The 17,881-nt window shown below is 47.9% G+C and carries 16 protein-coding genes; 13 read left to right on the top strand and 3 right to left on the bottom strand.

Going from position 1 to position 17,881, the window contains the following annotated elements:
- Nucleotides 1-264 precede the first annotated feature (264 nt).
- The 5 genes from BTA31_RS17040 (at nucleotide 265) to BTA31_RS17020 (ending at nucleotide 5,189) form a co-directional block, all read left to right on the top strand.
- Nucleotides 265-1,350, top strand: coding sequence for a YheC/YheD family endospore coat-associated protein (locus BTA31_RS17040; RefSeq protein ID WP_076793270.1), 1,086 nt, complete (start codon nucleotides 265-267; stop codon nucleotides 1,348-1,350).
- Nucleotides 1,347-2,705, top strand: coding sequence for a YheC/YheD family endospore coat-associated protein (locus tag BTA31_RS17035; protein WP_076793269.1), 1,359 nt, complete (start codon nucleotides 1,347-1,349; stop codon nucleotides 2,703-2,705). Before BTA31_RS17040 ends, BTA31_RS17035 begins: the two co-directional genes overlap by 4 nt.
- A gap of 143 nt (nucleotides 2,706-2,848) precedes the next feature.
- Complete coding sequence (locus BTA31_RS17030) at nucleotides 2,849-3,067, top strand: YheE family protein (RefSeq protein WP_170865385.1); 219 nt, start codon at nucleotides 2,849-2,851, stop codon at nucleotides 3,065-3,067.
- Between the two features lie 18 nt (nucleotides 3,068-3,085).
- Complete coding sequence (locus tag BTA31_RS17025; RefSeq protein WP_076793268.1) at nucleotides 3,086-3,967, top strand: PucR family transcriptional regulator; 882 nt, start codon at nucleotides 3,086-3,088, stop codon at nucleotides 3,965-3,967.
- Nucleotides 3,968-4,082: 115 nt separating this feature from the next.
- Nucleotides 4,083-5,189, top strand: coding sequence for an ABC transporter ATP-binding protein (locus tag BTA31_RS17020; protein WP_076793267.1), 1,107 nt, complete (start codon nucleotides 4,083-4,085; stop codon nucleotides 5,187-5,189).
- Between the two features lie 39 nt (nucleotides 5,190-5,228).
- Here BTA31_RS17020 and BTA31_RS17015 read toward each other — a convergent pair whose 3' ends face one another.
- Entirely contained in the window at nucleotides 5,229-5,453 is a 225-nt protein-coding gene (locus BTA31_RS17015; RefSeq protein ID WP_076793266.1) for a hypothetical protein, read from the bottom strand.
- Between the two features lie 235 nt (nucleotides 5,454-5,688).
- Here BTA31_RS17015 and BTA31_RS17010 point away from each other — a divergent pair, with 235 nt between their 5' ends.
- From BTA31_RS17010 to BTA31_RS17005, 3 genes are all read left to right on the top strand, one after another.
- Nucleotides 5,689-5,892, top strand: a complete 204-nt coding sequence (locus tag BTA31_RS17010) for an alpha/beta-type small acid-soluble spore protein (protein ID WP_020450770.1) — start codon at nucleotides 5,689-5,691, stop codon at nucleotides 5,890-5,892.
- A gap of 170 nt (nucleotides 5,893-6,062) precedes the next feature.
- Entirely contained in the window at nucleotides 6,063-6,200 is a 138-nt protein-coding gene (locus tag BTA31_RS23085) for a hypothetical protein (protein ID WP_165569731.1), read from the top strand.
- A 20-nt stretch (nucleotides 6,201-6,220) separates the two neighbouring features.
- Nucleotides 6,221-6,850: an NAD(P)-dependent oxidoreductase gene (locus BTA31_RS17005; protein WP_239693232.1), complete on the top strand. Its 630-nt coding sequence runs from the start codon at nucleotides 6,221-6,223 to the stop codon at nucleotides 6,848-6,850.
- A 19-nt stretch (nucleotides 6,851-6,869) separates the two neighbouring features.
- Here the strand turns inward: BTA31_RS17005 and bmrD are convergent, their stop codons facing one another.
- Together bmrD and bmrC are read right to left on the bottom strand one after the other, a co-directional pair.
- Nucleotides 6,870-8,888 (bottom strand): multidrug resistance ABC transporter ATP-binding protein/permease BmrD, encoded by a 2,019-nt coding sequence (gene bmrD / locus BTA31_RS17000; RefSeq protein WP_076793264.1) that lies wholly within the window; start codon nucleotides 8,886-8,888, stop codon nucleotides 6,870-6,872.
- Complete coding sequence (gene bmrC / locus BTA31_RS16995) at nucleotides 8,885-10,639, bottom strand: multidrug ABC transporter ATP-binding protein BmrC (protein WP_076793263.1); 1,755 nt, start codon at nucleotides 10,637-10,639, stop codon at nucleotides 8,885-8,887. Before bmrC ends, bmrD begins: the two co-directional genes overlap by 4 nt.
- A 518-nt stretch (nucleotides 10,640-11,157) precedes the next feature.
- On the opposite strand from bmrC, the gene BTA31_RS16990 reads away from it, so the two are divergent.
- From BTA31_RS16990 to BTA31_RS16970, 5 genes are all read left to right on the top strand, one after another.
- The gene (locus BTA31_RS16990) at nucleotides 11,158-11,658 is read left to right on the top strand and encodes a universal stress protein (protein ID WP_043928759.1); all 501 of its coding nucleotides are present in this window, start codon (nucleotides 11,158-11,160) and stop codon (nucleotides 11,656-11,658) included.
- A 956-nt stretch (nucleotides 11,659-12,614) separates the two neighbouring features.
- Nucleotides 12,615-12,971 (top strand): heterocycloanthracin/sonorensin family bacteriocin, encoded by a 357-nt coding sequence (locus BTA31_RS23740; protein WP_422109663.1) that lies wholly within the window; start codon nucleotides 12,615-12,617, stop codon nucleotides 12,969-12,971.
- A 123-nt stretch (nucleotides 12,972-13,094) separates the two neighbouring features.
- Nucleotides 13,095-14,948 (top strand): putative thiazole-containing bacteriocin maturation protein, encoded by a 1,854-nt coding sequence (locus tag BTA31_RS16980; protein ID WP_076793262.1) that lies wholly within the window; start codon nucleotides 13,095-13,097, stop codon nucleotides 14,946-14,948.
- Complete coding sequence (locus BTA31_RS16975; RefSeq protein ID WP_076793261.1) at nucleotides 14,948-16,882, top strand: TOMM precursor leader peptide-binding protein; 1,935 nt, start codon at nucleotides 14,948-14,950, stop codon at nucleotides 16,880-16,882. Before BTA31_RS16980 ends, BTA31_RS16975 begins: the two co-directional genes overlap by 1 nt.
- Before the next feature lie 69 nt (nucleotides 16,883-16,951).
- Entirely contained in the window at nucleotides 16,952-17,437 is a 486-nt protein-coding gene (locus BTA31_RS16970) for a YdhH/YoaO family protein (protein WP_239693231.1), read from the top strand.
- Nucleotides 17,438-17,881 lie beyond the last annotated feature (444 nt).

Raw genomic sequence — 17,881 nt, 5'->3', positions numbered from 1 at the left:
CCCTCACCGTCTTGCCTAACGTTATTATAGTAGCTGAATAAAAGACGGGCAAATAACGGAATGGAGCAAGCCGCTTCAAAATACAATGGGTCAGATGGCAATTGTATGAAGGGCGCTCTAAAATTTTTAATCATTTCCAATTTACAAAAGCCTATTTCTGCAATCTCAAGCGTATCATGAAACAGAAGTCTATATATTAAAGTTTGCCCGAAGTTTGACAGTCTCAGCCTGTTAAGCCTTGTTTTTCATGAAGGAGGTATAATCATGATGACGCTTGGATTTATGTCGCTGTCGCACGAACATGAAAAAGCCTATGCCGAAGAACTGGCCAAAGCGGCTTCGGACTACGGAATCCGGTTTATCCGGTTCACACCCCTGGATATTTCCCCCGGTTCCCTGCTTGTGAAAGGACTCTCCTTTCACCCGAAGTCAGGACAGTGGAATGAAATTGAACGAGAAATCCCGGAATTGATTTATGACCGCTGCTTTTACGGCAGAGATCAGCAATCGAAAAAAGCAAAACCGATTGTCGAATGGCTCAAAAAGTATCCTAAAACGACATTTTTAGGACTTGGACTTCCTGACAAATGGACGGTTTACAAAGCTTTGAAAGCCGATCCCGTCATCAAGTCCTACCTTCCTGCAACAACGATTGCAGAAAATGCCCAGGATATCCTGCGCAAGCTTGCAAAAGAAAAATCGTGCATCTTGAAGCCTGCATCCGGAACAGGAGGCCGCGGCATCATTCACCTCGAGCTTACGGGAAAAACGGTGAAGGCCGCCTACCAAACCGGAAAACACAAACAGTTGAAGTCATTTTCGAAACAGGCCTCATTTGAAACGTGGTGCCAAAAAGTTCTTCAGCACCGCTATCTGCTGCAATCGTTCCTCGATATTCAAGACAAAGACGGTTTTCCGTGTGATATCAGACTGCTGCTTCAGAAAAACGGCTATGGCGAATGGGAAACAGCCGGTAAAACGGTAAGGCGGAGCTATCAGCACGGACTGCTTGCAAACCTGGCCGGGGGCTCAGAGGCGGTCAGCTTTGACAGCTGGCTTTTATCCGTGCCGAAAAAGCGCCAGGCCGTCCTTCTCGATGATTTAGAGACAATGGCGCAGGCCGTGCCCCTGGCGCTTGAATCAAATCATGGGCCATTATTCGAGCTCGGCCTCGATATCTGCCTGACGAAAGACGGAAGAGTCTGGCTGCTGGATGTCAATTCAAAGCCCGGAAAGCACGCTTTTATCAAACACTCTCCTGAAAAAAGCGAGCTTTTGTATAAAGGTCCTTTGGAATACTGCTTATTCTTAACGGCTTCAGCCGGCGCGAAAGGGGCTGAGAAAAGATGACCGTTCAACCGCTGACGGTCGGCATCCACCAGACGAGCGAAAACACGATGCTCCTGCCCGCTTCTTTCAAACAGGACGGTTTGTTATTCGCGGCTTTCGGCACGAGTGTTGAACGATGCCATGTCTCATTTGACAGCCATTTGAAGCGCACCGTTTTATTATCTGAAAATCTGTACAAAAACCTGCGGATTCCGTACCGCGGCAAAGCCTCCCTGCTTTTTCGCGACAATACCGTCTACATCGGGCCTTTAATCGGAATTTTCACGGCCGGTTTCACAAAATCGCAGCTGGACCCTGTCAGAGGGAGGTCTTTATTTTTTTCGAAGCTTTTGACGATGGATCTCCCGGCAGGAGGCTACAGCTATCTGTTCGGAGCGCACCAGATTAATTGGGAAGAAGGCACGGTGCAGGCTCTCATTTTCAGGGAAAACGGCTGGGAGGAGGCCACAGTCCCGCTGCCCAATGTTGTATACGACAGACTGCCGAACCGCAAAGCCGAAGAATCCGCCGCCTTGCGGGAAACAAAAATCCGGCTTATGGATGAATACCGCATTCCCTGGTTCAATCCGGGCTTCTTTAATAAATGGGAGATCTATGAATGTCTGCAGCAAGACGAGAGGACAGCGGAATTGCTTCCATTTTCGGCATTGGAGCCCGGTGCCGATAAAATCGAAGACATGATCGACCAATACGGCTTCATTTATGTAAAGCCCGCTGGCGGCAGTTTCGGCAAAGGCATATTCCAGCTTTCAAAACGGGAAGAAAACGGCATTCTTGCCAGACATGCCGAAGGTGTCACATCTTTTTCGTCCGCTGCTGACTGTTTAAATGAATGGCAGAGGCGTCACAAACATACTTCTTATCTTGCCCAGCAGGGCATCGAACGGATCGAAGTGGATCAGCACCCGGCAGATTTCAGAGTTCATACAAACAAAAACGGAAAAGGCCAATGGACCGTCACAGCCATCGCGGCCAAAATCGCTGGAAAGGACGGAATTACAACACACATGTCGAGCGGCGGCGCCGTTAAAACACTTGCAGAAATTTATGATGATCCTCAGGAAAGGCTTCATACTCTGCAAAAGCTGACAAAAGCGGCGGTCCTCCTCAGCCGGGTCCTTGACGAAAAGCTTGACGGTTTCATCGGGGAAATCGGCTTTGACCTAGGATTGGACCGTTCGGAAAAGGTGTGGCTGTTTGAAGCCAACTCCCGGCCCGGCAGGGGAATCTTCTCCCATCCCCGTCTGGCTTCTGTCAGCCGCTTAACGAAGAAAAGAAGCTTCGAATATGCTTCTTATTTAACTGAACAGTCAATCCTTAATCCGGAGGACATGTGGCATGACCTCAAGCCGTGAAGAATCTGCTTCTTCACGGTATTTTTTTGAAAATCTCCATTTGAAAAGAATCTATGATCTTTTCTGTGAATGAGATACAATGATAACAAATCAACGTTTAGTCAGCTCGCTGGATTTTGCCCACCTGAAATCAATGAAGGAGCGTGGCGTTAATGATTTCTCACTTTCAATGGAAGCCGCTGTTTAAAAAAGAAAGGCTTCCCGGTTGGAAAATATCGTTTTATCATAAAGGGATTCATTATGAAGGAATTTATCATAAATCCGGGGAAATCGAGTGGGGCAGCACATATCCCCCGCATGATGACGAACCTTCCCTGAAAAGCGAGATTCATGAATTAATGCTCTTCCATATTTACGAGTAAAGAAAAGGACGTTGTCGTATGCTGGAGAAATTAAAGATGCTTTACGGTGAACGGATGGTTGGATCTGAGGCTGTTTCAAAGCACGATGCATTATGGTTTCAAACCGACGAAGGCGAAACCTTCGGCGTTTTGAAAAGCGCGGTTACCGACCGGGAAAAAGAGCTGCTCCATTGTCTGTTCCGGCCTTTTTCAGAACCGCATCCCGCACAACAGCTGACAAAGCGGGAGAAAGAATGGCATGAATATCTCTTTTGCGATGTCCCCCTTCAAAACCCGGGGAACATTCAGCTGATGCAAGGCCATTTTTTTAAAATGGAGCATGTCCCTGAAGAAAGACAGGCGATCAAAGAAGCGGTCAGCGGCTTTTTTAAAGACCCGCTTGTTGTATGGTACGACCGGCATGAAGCCGTTATCGTCCACGAAAATCCTTCACCGTTTCTCGCAAAAAAAGAGCTGTCCGAGCTTGCGGATGCACTGACAAGCGACTTCATGGCAAACCCTGTGTTTTTCAGCGGCCAGCTTCATCCAGTCAACGGATCGCTTCAAGACAAAATCCGCTTTGAAAAACAAATGTTTCATTATATGCAGGAAGCTGGCGACATCGGAAACGTCGCCACGTTTTGTCAGTGCCTCCCGTCTTTTTTGACGGCAAAACCGGAGCGGGTTAATGCTTCATCATTTTCGGACGCCGTAAGAGAAGCGCTGTCTGATCCCGAGACATCCCTGACCATCAAAACGTATATGAGATGCAACCTGAATGCCTCTCTTACAGCGAAACGTTTGTTTATCCACCGAAACAGCCTGCAGTACAGAATTGATAAATTCATCGAACGGACTGCGATTGACATCAGACAGTTTGAAGAAGCAGCCGCTGTTTATTTGATGCTGCATCTCCTTTAGCGGCTTTAGCAACATGCACGAAATGGATTTGTGCACCATGTCCATTTACACCGCCCCGCCGTTTTTTATAAACTAAGAACAGATAAAGCGCTTACATAAAAGAGGGGGAGAAAAAATGGCGGAACTCGTGCTCGATCGGATCTACAAAGTGTATGACAACAAAGTCGCGGCTGTGGATAATTTTAATCTTCATATCGAGGATAAGGAATTTATCGTCTTTGTCGGACCGTCAGGCTGCGGCAAGTCGACAACGCTCAGAATGATCGCAGGCCTTGAGGAAATTACGGATGGCGAATTCACAATCGACGGCAAACGGATGAATGATGTCGCTCCTAAGGACCGCGACATTGCGATGGTATTCCAAAACTATGCCCTTTATCCGCACATGAACGTCTATGACAATATGGCTTTCGGCTTAAAGCTTAGGAAGTTTCCGAAGGATGAAATCAAACGGCGTGTCCATGAAGCGGCCAAAATTCTGGGCCTTGAACAATATTTGGACAGAAAGCCTAAAGCGCTTTCCGGCGGACAGCGCCAGCGCGTCGCCTTAGGCCGGGCAATCGTGCGGGACGCAAAGGTGTTCCTGATGGATGAGCCGTTATCAAACCTTGACGCCAAATTGCGCGTACAAATGCGCGCTGAAATCACAAAGCTTCATCAGCGCCTGCAGACGACGACCATCTATGTCACCCACGACCAGACTGAAGCGATGACGATGGCTACGCGGCTTGTCGTCATGAAAGACGGAATCATCCAGCAGGTCGGCGCGCCGAAGGAAGTCTATGAAAATCCGGAAAATGTCTTTGTCGGCGGCTTTATCGGGTCTCCTGCAATGAACTTTTTTACCGGCACTCTGAAAGAAGACATGTTTACATTCGACGGTATTTCGATTCGCGTGCCGGAAGGAAAAATGAAAGTTCTGCGCAGCCAGGGTTATGCCGGCAAGGAAATCATCATGGGAATCAGGCCTGAGGATATCCATGATGAACCGGTTTTCATTGATGCGTCAAAAGACTCGAAAATTGATGCGAAAATTGAGGTAGCCGAGCTGATGGGCGCGGAAACGATGCTTTATTCGCAAGCCGGCACTCAGCCGTTCATCGCCAGAGTCGATTCAAGGACCGACGTCCAGGCCGGCGATACAATTCCATTGGCGCTTGACATGAATAAAGCTCACTTCTTTGACAAAGAAACGGAGCTTCGCATCCGCTCTGAAGGATAATCCAGATTCAAACACTTCCATGACCGAAGCATGCTACGACTATGCTTCGGTCGTTTTAATTTCAACGGTTTCTTCATAAGTACAGTCCTGGCAAGTATATAAATGAACGCATTCGGTTTGCGTTTGTTTAAATGAATCGAACTCCATATACGGACTGTAGGGACCGAAAAAATCGGTTGCTCTCCCGGCGTCCGCCATTTCCCCGCCGCACTTCGGACAATGCCTTGTCTGGACGAGAATGCCATTGCATACTGGGCACATCATCTTCTTCATCCTCCTGGCTTTTTTCCTTAGCTTGCCCCAATCCTAACCTTTTCGCCTTTCAACATTTACCAGATTGAAACACGCATTTATTTTATCGAATCCACCATAATACGTAGTACAAACTAACATTGGGCTTTAGCCGAGAAGGCAGCGGTTTTCTTTCGGTGAAAGCCGTCAGCTGGTGCAACTCCAGTCAGCCCAACCATACCATTTTTATAAAGGAGTTTGATGACAAATGGCTAATCAAAATTCTTCAAATCAACTGGTTGTCCCAGGAGCAGCACAAGCGATCGAACAAATGAAATTTGAAATCGCTTCTGAGTTCGGCGTAAACCTTGGCGCTGACACGACTTCCCGTGCAAACGGTTCTGTCGGCGGAGAAATTACAAAACGTTTAGTTTCCCAAGCTCAAGCATCTATGGGCGGTCAACAATTTTAAACAACTTCATATTCATGGATAACAGAAGGTGCATATATTGCACCTTCTTTAGCGTGTTGATAAACTTTCACATTCATTGCCAGTGCGTCGGCCCGCACCTCCGGCATATCTTGTGAAAGCCCGCACCCGCTTCTCCTTTTTTCATATGCTGGTATAAAGGAGGAGTCGGCATGCAGGTGATGTTGAGCATCAATTGGGAATTGATTCAATTTGTCGGGATTTCTCTATTGAATGAGTATGTTTCAAATGTGCGCCCTTATCATTTTTGTTATCGCGGGGCTTTTTCTTCCGGACGATCTGACGTATGATAGATCCGATGGGAGTGATCATGTTGAAGATTGCGCTTTTTGGAGGTACAGGCCGTGTCGGACAGGCCTTTCTCAATTTTGTTGAAGAGGATGGGCATCATCATTCCGTTTACGCTCTTGTCCGGAGGACGGAAGGCGCCCTTATTCCGGATAAGTGCTGCCAAGCACTTACAGGGAACGCCAGGAACCAGCATGACGCCGAGTCTTTAATAAAAGATTGCGATATCGTTGTCAGCTGTTTAAACACAGATGGAGACGATACATTGACCGTCTCCATCGAACATATGATAAACGCTATGAACGTACATCGAATCAAACGGTTGATTACCATTGGAACCGCCGGCATTTTAAACGCCAGGCAGAACCCGGCCCTTTACCGCTTTGAAACAAACGAATCAAAACGGCGCTCTACACGTGCAGCGCAAGAACATGCCCGTGTGTACGAACGGCTCCGCGAATCTGATTTGGATTGGACGATCGTCTGCCCGACGTATCTCCCCGACGGTCCGGCATTGAAGACATACCGTTTTGAACGGGATGTTCTGCCGCTCGGCGGAAAAGAAATATCCACCGGCGACACCGCTCATTTTCTTTTCACACAGCTTGAGTCTGACCAGTTTGTCAAGGCAAGGGTGGGGCTCGCTTATTAAGGCCGGGTGAAGATCCGGCTTACCCTATCAGAGTTCCTTTCCCCTTTTGCAGTTCATACATTTGATAGTACTGGCCTTTTTGCTTCATCAGCTCTTCATGATTTCCCCTCTCGATAATTTGGCCTTTTTCAAGAACGAGAATCTGGTCGGCGTTTTTGATGGTTGACAGCCTGTGGGCGATGATAAAGGTGGTGCGCCCTTGTTTGACGACGTCAAGCGCTTTTTGAATGACCGCTTCTGTTTCGGTATCGATATGGGCCGTCGCCTCGTCTAAAATAAGAATAGCCGGATCGTATGCCAGCGCACGCGCAAACGAGATCAGCTGCCTTTCCCCTGAAGAAAGGGTGCTTCCTTTTTCAATGACCGGCTCATCAAGGCCTTTCGGCAGGCGGGCCAGCACCTCAAGAGCCCCGACCTGTTTCAAGGCGGCTTCTATTTGCTGTCTAGTAATATCAGCATTGTCAAGGCTGACATTTGAAGCAATCGTGCCGGAAAATAAGTAAGGATCCTGGAGAACGATGCCCATATGCTTTCTGATTTCCTGCCTTGACATATCATATATGCTTCTGCCGTCGATTTTGACATCGCCCTTTTCAATATCGTAAAAGCGGAAAAGTACATTCATAATGGAGCTTTTGCCTGAGCCTGTATGGCCGACCAATGCAACGGTCTCCCCTTGCTTCGCTTCAAATGAGATGTTTTTCAGCACATCTTCACCGTCATGATAGCGAAATGATACATCCTCAAACACGACTCGCCCCCGCGCTCTTTCGCTGCTCGGCTCTTTGACATCGACGCCCGGCTCATCCAGCAGGCGGAAAACCCGCTCCGATGATACGCGCGCCAATTCAAGCTTGGCAAACTGGTTGACGATGCCCGTAATCGGCTGAAATAATCGATTCAAGTAATCGACGAATGCATAGAGGACGCCGATTGAAATCATGCTTTCCGCGTTCAGGGCAGCTCCCCCGAAATACCAGATTAAAGCGGTGAACATAACATTTCTCAGAATGTTGACCAAGTTGTGGGACATGAGCGAATTCAATTTCAGCATTTTATTTTGGTAATGAAAGTGGCTGTCGTTCAGCTGTTCAAATTCTTCTTTTGTGTCCTCTCCGCGCCGAAATGCCTGAATAATCGTCATCCCTTGAATCGATTCATTCATTTTGGCGTTGATCTCGCTGTTGATTGACCTGAGTTTATGATTGTAGCCTGAAGCGAATTTTCGATAAACGGCCGCCCAAATGACAATCAGAGGCAAAATCAACAGACAGACGCCGGCCAGCCTGACATCAAGGAAAAACAGCGCGGCGAATATTCCGGCCATATAAATGATATTTGTGACAAACGTCGAAAGAACGGTCACATACAGGTCGCGGATCGCTTCGGTATCATTCGTCACCCTTGCAACGATTTTTCCTGCGGGCAAATTATCAAAATAGCGAATAGGAAGCCTTTGAATGTTGGCGAATACATCCTGTCTCATCTTTTGAATGATGCGGTTTGCACTCATCTGCAAGAGGTAGAATTGGCCATAATGGAAAAAGATCGAGAAAATGAGAAGGCCGAAATAAATAGAAACGAGCGAGATCAGCCCTCCTATTTCAGGCTCGTAAAAAGCATACACTTCGGACAAAGACAGGCGATCGGCCTTGTAGGTTTCCGTCCGGTCTCCGCTCGTCATTCTCAGCTCTCCCCCGGAAACCGTCCGCTCCCCGTCAAAGGTAACCGGTTCCCCTACAAAGTAGTAGTTCATACCGACTTGAAAGATGTGAACTTCCTGCAGCTTTTCAGCTGGAGGGTCTGTCCTGTCTTCCCTGATATATTCCTTTCCTTTGTAGGAAACAGTATATTTCGTTTTCTCTGTCGTTTCATACCACGTTTTTTCGATTCCGAGAATATGATCGTCGATCATCTTTTTGGCGATCATCGGCCCCGTCAGCTCGGCAGTGACGGCGATCGTCAGCATCACAAGCGCCCAGATGAGAATTTTTTTATAAAGAAGCGCATATTGGAAAAGCCTTTTTCCTGTTGTCATGCTACAGTCCCCCCTTCTTCTCCCGAAGGAAGCTGCTGTGCTTCATATTGTTCAAAATACCAGCCTTTCCGGCCGATCAGTTCCTGATGCGTCCCTCTCTCAACGATCCTTCCATCCTCCATGACGAGAATGAAATCGGCGTGTTCGACAGCCGACATCCGGTGTGATGTAATAAACGTCGTTTTGCCTTTCCGTCTGCTGCGGATGTTTTCAATAATCGCCGCTTCTGTTTTCGCATCGACAGCGGACAGCGAATCATCCAAGATCAAAATATGGGGCTCCGCAATCATCGCTCTCGCAATTGAAATCCGCTGTTTCTGTCCCCCGGATAAAGCGACTCCCTTCTCTCCGACCATTGTCTCCAAGCCGTCTGAAAGCATCTCAATATCCTTTTTCAGATGTGCTGCAGAGATGACGGCGTGCAAATCGCGTTCTTCGGCGAGATGTCCGCCGAACAAAATATTGTCTTTCACTGATTTTGAAAACAGCACGTGATCCTGTGGCACATACCCGATCCAACTGCGAAGCTGGTCAAGCGGCAGGCGCTCAATCGGCACGCCCGAAATGGTGATCGTTCCTTTTCCTTTCGGATACTGCCTCAACAGCTGCTTGACTAATGTCGTTTTGCCGCTTCCCGTCTTCCCGACAATTCCGACCGTCTGTCCTTCTAATACAGTAAATGAAATATCGGCCAGGTTTTCCGACGCAGAGCTCGGATACGTAAAAGTGACCCCGTCAAACACAATATCACCCGGCTCCGCTGCTTCGGGTTCAGCGGACTCTCTCACATCAGGCTCATATGCCAATGTTTCATTTACTCTGTCAAGTGAAGCGTTTCCCCTCTGCATGACATTGATCAGCTCTCCGATCGCAAACATCGGCCAGATCAGCATGCCGAGGTACACGTTGAAAGAGACGAGTTCACCCAATGTCAGCTGGCTGCGGAAAACAAGATAGGCGCCGTAGCCAAGACCGATTAAATAGCTGATCCCGACCAAAAGCTTCACCGTCGGTTCAAACAGCGAATCGATCAAAGCGACTTTCATATTTTTCTTGTACACATCAGCCGTCATGCTGTTGAACCGGCTGACATCGTTTTTCTCCTGTACATAGGCCCGGATCACCCTTACCCCTGACACGGACTCGAGCACTTGATCATTTAAAGCGCCAAACGCATCCTGCGCTTCCGTAAAACGCTCATGAATTTTTTTCCCGTAGATGCTGATGGCAGCCGCCATCAGCGGAAGCGGAATGATCGAAGCAAGCGTCAGCTTCCAGCTGATCAAAAAACCCATCGTTAAAAGGATCGTCAGCATATACAGCGTCGAATCGACCAGGGTCAAAATGCCGAAGCCGGCCGTCATGGAAATCGCTTTTAAATCATTTGTCGCCCTTGCCATCAAATCCCCTGTGCGGTTCTTCTCGTAAAAAGACGGCGTCATTTTCAGCAAATGGCCCATCAGCTTGGATCTGAGAATTTTTTCGACCAGGTTCGCTCCCCCAAACAGCTGATACATCCAATAATAGGATAAGATATAAACAACTGCGCCAAGCGCGAGAAATAAACCGATATAGCCGAGCATGCCGGCCTTGGAAAAAGTGCCCGCCTGCATGTCGTCAATCGCGTTGCCGAGCAGCTTCGGCGGAAACATTTCCAATACGTTTACAATAATCAACAGGACGACCGCTATCGTGTAGCGCCGCCAAGAGGCTTTAAAAAACCAGCCCAGCTTCCATAAAACTGAAAACATCTGATATCCTCTCCTTTTTAGCCGCCTTCAAGTTTTTCCTTACAATCTTTGATTTCGTTTTTTCTGATACTCGGCATAAAAAATTCCTCCTTATGTGCGGTTGATTTATTAGAAAAACATGCTGCTCCGCATCGGGAACAGAATGTTTTTTCTCAGAAAAAAAGGCACACTGTGTACCAGCATGCCTTTTCCAATATAAAAAAGGCGCATGTACGCTTGTTCACGCGACATGCGCCCTCCTTTGAAGGTGTTAGAGTGAAACGGTTTTCCGATCATAAGGAAGGTATGGAAATGTCACGTTTAGGTGCTTTTGTTGTTGAACTGATGCATTGATATTTCTAATCATGACGATACCCTCCAATCTTATTAATATTTTCCATCTTATAGTACGGCCCTTTAATTGTCAATTTGTTTTTTTGACGAATGGCAGTCTTTTGATTCATATTCTCATATTTCGTTAGATTTGTTGGGAAAACGGGTAATATAACAGTAAATCCATTCTGAAAGGAATGATCAATTTGTTTAAAGCTGACCGGATCATAGTCGCGTTTGACGGAAAAGAGGAAAGCAAAAAAGCGCTGAAAAAAGCGATCGACCTATCGAAAAGACTCAGCTCACAATTGACCGTCGCCCATGTCCATGAACCGAGACAAGTGAGAACAGACGCTGAGGCCGAAAGACCCGCTGCCGGCGCGCCATACCTTTACAGCGGCTTCCCGGCCGCGCCCCGGGTCCCCCACGATTCAGATTTGGCCGGTGAACCCATGATCTACGAGGACAGCGCGGAAGAAGCGATTGCGGCAGCGAAAATCATTTTAAGCGAAAACCAGTACGACGCGGAAATTGAGGTGTTGGAAGGAGACACGGCCAACGCAGTTCTGCAACATGCGGAAAACATCGGCGCTGACCTCGTCATCACGGGTACGCGCGACCAGAACCGCCTGAAAAAGCTCCTGTTTGGCAGCGTCAGCGACAAGATATCGACAAAATCGGAGATCCCGGTGCTGATTGTGAAATAACGATTTTAAAAGAGGCCGGTCAAGTGTCCGGCCTCTCATCATGTTATGATTTTCTTGTTTTTCTAAACCTGTTAATAAAGGAGACAATCCCCCAAACAATGAATAGTAAGACTCCTAAAACAATGACCGCATTTATTATTGAAAAATTGACCAAAGCAATCTCTCCTTCTCTATCATATCATGAGAAAGCATACTTATTGAAAGAACCCGTTTGTTGTAGTAACTGATACATAAGCATTCGCATCAGCATAAAACTACAAGAGCACTGTGCCCTTAGAAGTTGCTCCACTGCTATATACAACGCCAATTGAATTTTTTCCTGCTAATCCGTAAGCTGAATGGTTACCTACTTTCTATGCTTTCTTTACTTTAGATGTTTCCAGAAGTTATTTTTGCATTCAATTTACGACTGTCCCCTGAGAATTCGACTATCACTCCATTGGAATTTTCCTTCACTGAGTTCTCAAATGAGAATCCGCATTAAATTTTTATTCAATTGAAGCTATTTCTTTTTAGTCAAATTTTTATTAATATCTTATTTTCAGATCGAAATCGACAGCAAAATTTCCATAGATACCAACCATTGCACTGACGAGACTAAACAAAGGACCTATAAGCTAACAAAAACTTTTCTGAAAATCTTTTTCTCTCCTTATTTTCATAGACTGCATTCTTTGATGCTACATAACTTACAATTGATTTTCTTTCTCCATTTTGCCCCGCATTCCTTGGTTTTACTTATTGTCATCCTCTCCCGGCCTCCAACGATCTTTATGCAAAATAAAAGCCCCTCTTCAACGAAATCCAATAACAGGAAAAATAGGCGTTCAAATCAGTAACAACCACCTAACAGACCTCATAATTTGATCTTGTGAGTACCCGGGGTATTTGACTTAATCTGACTTTGCCTATGTTTCATTCTTCTTTTGCTGTTTTTGATCGTTAACATTTTACCGATGAAGGAGGATATTAAAATGCAACAATTCCATGATGAACTGCAGTCGTTGGAGATGGATCAGTTCCAGGCAGACGATATGACGCATTGGGATGCGAACCGCCATCACGCCAATATTAAACACTGCGCAAGCTGCTGGAGCTGCGGAAGCTGTGCCAGCTGTTGGAGCTGCATGGGCCACAGCTGTTGGAGCTGCGCGGGCCACAGCTGTTGGAGCTGTGCGGGCCACAGTTGCTGGAGCTGCGCGGGCCACAGTTGCTGGAGCTGCGCGGGTCACAGCTGCTGGAGCTGCGCGGGTCACAGCTGCTGGAGCTGTGCGGGCCATTGCTGCTGGAGCTGTTGGCACGGAGGCATGTAGTTTTTTTATAAAAGAAGACTTCCCCTGCCTCTTTTGCCGCAGGGGGTCTTTTATAGCATAAAGGACGAACAAAATTACATATAATGGTATGTCTTGTTTTTAATACATGAAAGGAGGAGGAGCATGACACACCTGACTGCTTCCGCTCGCCTGAAAGTAAACCAGGATACATGGTTTCTTCCTGATCCGAACGGCGGCGCATATTTTAGAAATAATTCCGGGTCGTTTCGCATAAAAGGATCATCGATTGCTCAATGGATCGAAAAACTTCTGCCGATGTTCAACGGGGAACATTCGCTTGAAGATTTGACAAAAGGGCTGCAAGCTCCGTACCGAAAGAGAGTATATGAAATCGGAGAAATGCTTTATAAAAACGGGTTCGTTCGCGACATAAGCCGGGATCACCCGCACAAACTGGAAAGCTCAGTGCTTAAAACGTATGAAGCCCAAATCGAATTTATTGAGAGCTTTGCCGATTCCGGCGCTTACCGATTTCAGCTGTCGCGCCAAACGAAAATATTGGCTGCAGGGACCGGCTCCTTTCTCACGAAATTGGTCCAGTCGCTGATCGATTCCGGTTTTTCAAGAATCCGTGCGATCGTGACGGATGCATCCGGGCACACTTTAGACGAACTGGCAGAAATATCAAGGCGAACAGAAAACGGACTGGAGATTGGCTTCGCCGAAACGCAACATTGGCGGGAAGCGGTCCGATCTGCCGATTGGGTTTTGTATGTCTCTGACCGCGGCTTCACAGATGAGCTCCGCGATCTTCAAACGTTTTGCCTCGAAGAGAACAAAGGCTTCATACCCGGCATCTGTCTGAAACAAGTCGGACTGGCAGGCCCTGTCTTCCATCAACCCGGAGACAGCTGCTTCGAGGCTGCCTGGAGGCGCCTCCATCGGTCTGCGCTCCATGAAGAACGGACGCTTGAAACCTTCCCTTCGGCAGGAAAAGACATGCTGGCAAACGTTATTGTGTTCGAATTGATGAAAACAGCTGCGGAGCTTGCGCCATTATCTAAGAAGAATCAAGTGTACCTGATTGATTTGGCAACGCTCGAAGGCGGCTGGCATGCGTTTCTTCCGCATCCGGACTTCGCTTGCGGCAAGGATTCGGCTGAACTCATCTTTGACCTTGAAGCGAAACTTTCGGAGCGCCCCGAAAGAGAAGCAGAAAGCCGGTTATTCCAATGTTTCACCGAACTGACCTCACCCGTGACGGGCATTTTTCATCTGTGGGAAGAAAAACATTTGCGGCAGCTTCCTTTAGCACAATGCTTTGTTCAGACAGCAGATCCGCTCTCTTCCGGACCTGCGGAGCTTTTGCCTGAGACGGTTTCGATCGGTTTGACCCATCAAGAGGCGCGGCGGGAAGCCGGGCTGACGGGTATTGAAATGTATGCATCAAGGTTGACCCGTTCTTATCCGAATAACGGGGATTTCGCGATCGCCGCCGGAGAAACGCTGGCTGAAGGCGTATTAAGGGGAATGGAGAAATGCTTGGAACACCGGTTGCGAGAACGGATAAAGAGCGGAAAAGAAACGATATCCCTCGTTCAGCTGGACGGAATGGAAGACCGGCATTCTGCATTTTATTTAAAAGCGCTGACAGTCTTGTACGGCAAACCGGAAATCGGTTTAGGGAAAAACATAGAAGGCTTCCCTGTCGCATGGGCGGGAATTCGCGGCCGCTGGTACGGAAGTTCTGGACTCAACATCACATCGGCTCTCAGAAAAGCGCTCGAACGGGCGCTGACAGACAAAGATCCTTTGAAAGGCGCGGATGTTCTGCTGGAGCCTGGTGAAACGAAGCTTGCTATCCCCGTTTCAGCTGCTTTGCAACAAACACTGCTTTCCGCCTTGAAAAACAACCGCGGCTTGCAGCTGTATGTCTATGAGCTGCCTGCTGAACCATTTTTAAAAGAAAAACTGGCAGGCATCTACTGCGTGCAATTGCGAAAGGAGGAACCTTGATGAAGCGCTGTATTTTGGTCGTTGGCGAAGGATTGATGGCAGAAGGCGCATCACAACAATTATCTGCCGAATATGACGTTATCCGAAGGCCTGATTTTGAGAACAGAATACCGGCGGAGACTTCGTTCGTTCTTGTGCTGCACGATGCATGGCGGCCTTTGTTATATCGCGAGGCCGAAAAGGTGCTAAGGGCGGCAGGGATTCCGTGGCTTCGCGGGTTTGCATCTTTTGGCGAAGGGGTAATCGGGCCGCTCGTTTATCCGTCAGCGTCAGGATGTTCCGAATGCGCCGATATGAGGCGGTATGTCTCCGGCCCCGACAGCAGAGAGACGCTTGAACTGGAACAAAAAAGCAATGGCATAAGCCGCGATCCGTGGGCTTCAAAGACCGGCTGCCGCCAGATGGTCAACCTGATCTGCACAGAAGTCGACACCATCATGAACGGCGGGCGCGGCCGATTGAAAAAAAAGCTGTACATCGTCAATTTGAAAACGTTAGAATGTTCGCTGCACGCTTTCATCCCGGAACCGACATGCCCTGTATGCGGCAGTCTGCCCGAAGACGGACCGGAATCCGCGCGGATATCGCTTCGGCCCAGCCTGAAAACGAATCCGGACAGCTTTCGCGTGCGGAATACGGACGATTTAAAACAGACGGTCTCCAAAGACTATCTGGACCAGAGAACGGGGCTGTTCAACGCCAAAATTTATGACGCGATTCTGCCGTTTGCCGATATGATCGTCAATATGCCTTTATGGATGGGAAATGAAGGGGTCGGAGGGCGGAGCCATTCGTATGAAGACAGCGAATTAACCGCCATTTTAGAAGGTTTGGAACGCTATTCCGGAATTGAACCGCGCGGCAAACGGACGGTCGTACATGACACCTACGAAAATGTAAAGGATCGTGCGCTCGACCCGGCAAAAGTCGGGCTCCATCGTGCCGAACAATACATGCATCCCGATTTTCCTTTTCAGCCGTTTCACCCGGCCCGCCCGCTCCGCTGGGTATGGGGCTATTCATTTCTGCAGAAACGGCCGATTCTCGTTCCTGAATCGCTCGCGTATTACAGCCTGGGGCGCGAAGACAGCTTTGTCTATGAAACATCGAACGGCTGTGCACTCGGAGGGAGTTTGGAGGAAGCGATTTTCCACGGCATATTAGAAGCGGCTGAGCGCGATTCATTTTTGCTTGCCTGGTATGCCAGGCTTCCACTTCGGCAGCTGGATCTCGACTCTTCAGGAGATCCGGAATTACGCCTCATGACAGAGAGAGTGCGAAGTGTGGCGGGATATGATCTGCATGTCTTTAATTCAACGATGGAATACGGCATTCCAAGCATTTGGGCGATCGCCAAAAACAGAAAACAGGAAGGATTGAATCTGATTTGTTCCGCAGGCGCCCACCCCGATCCCGTAAAAGCGGTGAAAAGCGCCCTTCATGAGCTGGCAGGCATGATGTTGAAGCACGACCGCAAATTTGAATCTGAAAGGAGCAAATATTACCAGATGCTCCGCAGTCCTGCTTTAGTGCGGGAAATGGAGGATCACAGCTTCATGTACGGACTGCCCGAAGCGGAAGAGCGCCTCCGGTTTTTGCTGAATCAAAGCCGGCCTCTGCAAACATTCGACGATGCCTTTAAAAAAAGAAAGAAACATCTTGATTTAACCGAAGATCTCTGCGACCTGCTTGAAGCTTTCCGGAGTCTCAACCTTGAAGTGATCGTCGTTGATCAGACTTCCCCTGTTATCGAACAGAACGGACTTTATTGTGTGAAAGTGCTCATCCCGGGCCTGATTCCGATGACATTCGGACAGCGCTTCATCCGCCTGGAAGGGCTTGAGAGAATTTTCACAGTGCCGAAGAAGCTCGGCTTTGCAGAAGAACCGCTAACACAAGAACAGGTGAACCTGCACCCGCATCCGTTCCCTTAAAATTTAAGAGAATGGCTTTTTTTTTCCGATTGTTCTGCTTTATGATCATAAAGCAGAACTTTTTAGGCGGTGGTTAATATAAAACAGCAATACAAGCGGCCGGTTCTATTCATCGCCTCCCTCTTCATAGCCTTTTGCGCCGTTTATTTCGGCGGCAGGCTGATCGGTTTGTATATGGCGGAATACCCGAAATGGAACGGGCAAAGCGCTGACGGAAATTGGGAGGCCGTGATTAAAAAAGGCGATGAAGGCCGCGAATTCAGCGGGAACCTGTATTGGACAGGCAGCCGGGAGCGGCTGGATGATACATATTTGGAAAAATTGGTCGTAAAGTTTGATGATGAAATCGTTTTAAACGCCCAAATCGAAACGCCGATGAAAGATTACGCGGGAGGCGAATTCCCCGGCGGAGGGTCAAAAGAACAATCTGTTTCTTTTTTGGAAGGGCTTGAAGAAGCCGAATTCGCCGGCCGCAAGGTGACGGTTCAATTGGATTGGAGAGAGGGCAAACAAGCGTCCCATACAGCATTTACGCTTGATAAATGCTCGTGGTAAAAGGCGGAATATCGATTATATTCCGCCCACCTCAATTTTGCTGCGCATCATCAGCTCTTCCTGCGGCCCCAAATCCCGAAATCCGCTCACATTCTTCGGAAGGTTGAGGTTCGGTGCATTCGTCATCCAAGTATCAAAACCAGCTCAAGGAAAAGCTCCGTGGGTCCGGCAGAGAGCGGAGCTGTTATCTGAACAAAGCATTGTGCTAAAGGAAGCTGCGGCAAATGTTTTTCTCCCCACAGATGAAAAATGCCCGTTACGGGTGAAGTCAGCTCGTTGAAACATTGTAATAACCAGGCAACGTCAGCGACAAGATATCGACAAAATCGGAGATTCCGCTGCTGATTGTAAAATAACTATTTTAAAAGAGGCCGGTCAAATGTCCGGCCTCTCATCATGTTATGATCTTCTTGATTTTCTTAACCTGTTAATAAAGGAGACAAT

Source organism: Bacillus haynesii (assembly GCF_001969855.1).
GTDB lineage: Bacteria > Bacillota > Bacilli > Bacillales > Bacillaceae > Bacillus > Bacillus haynesii.
Note: the sequence above shows the minus strand (reverse complement) of the source record. Positions and strands in the feature narration are given on the sequence as shown.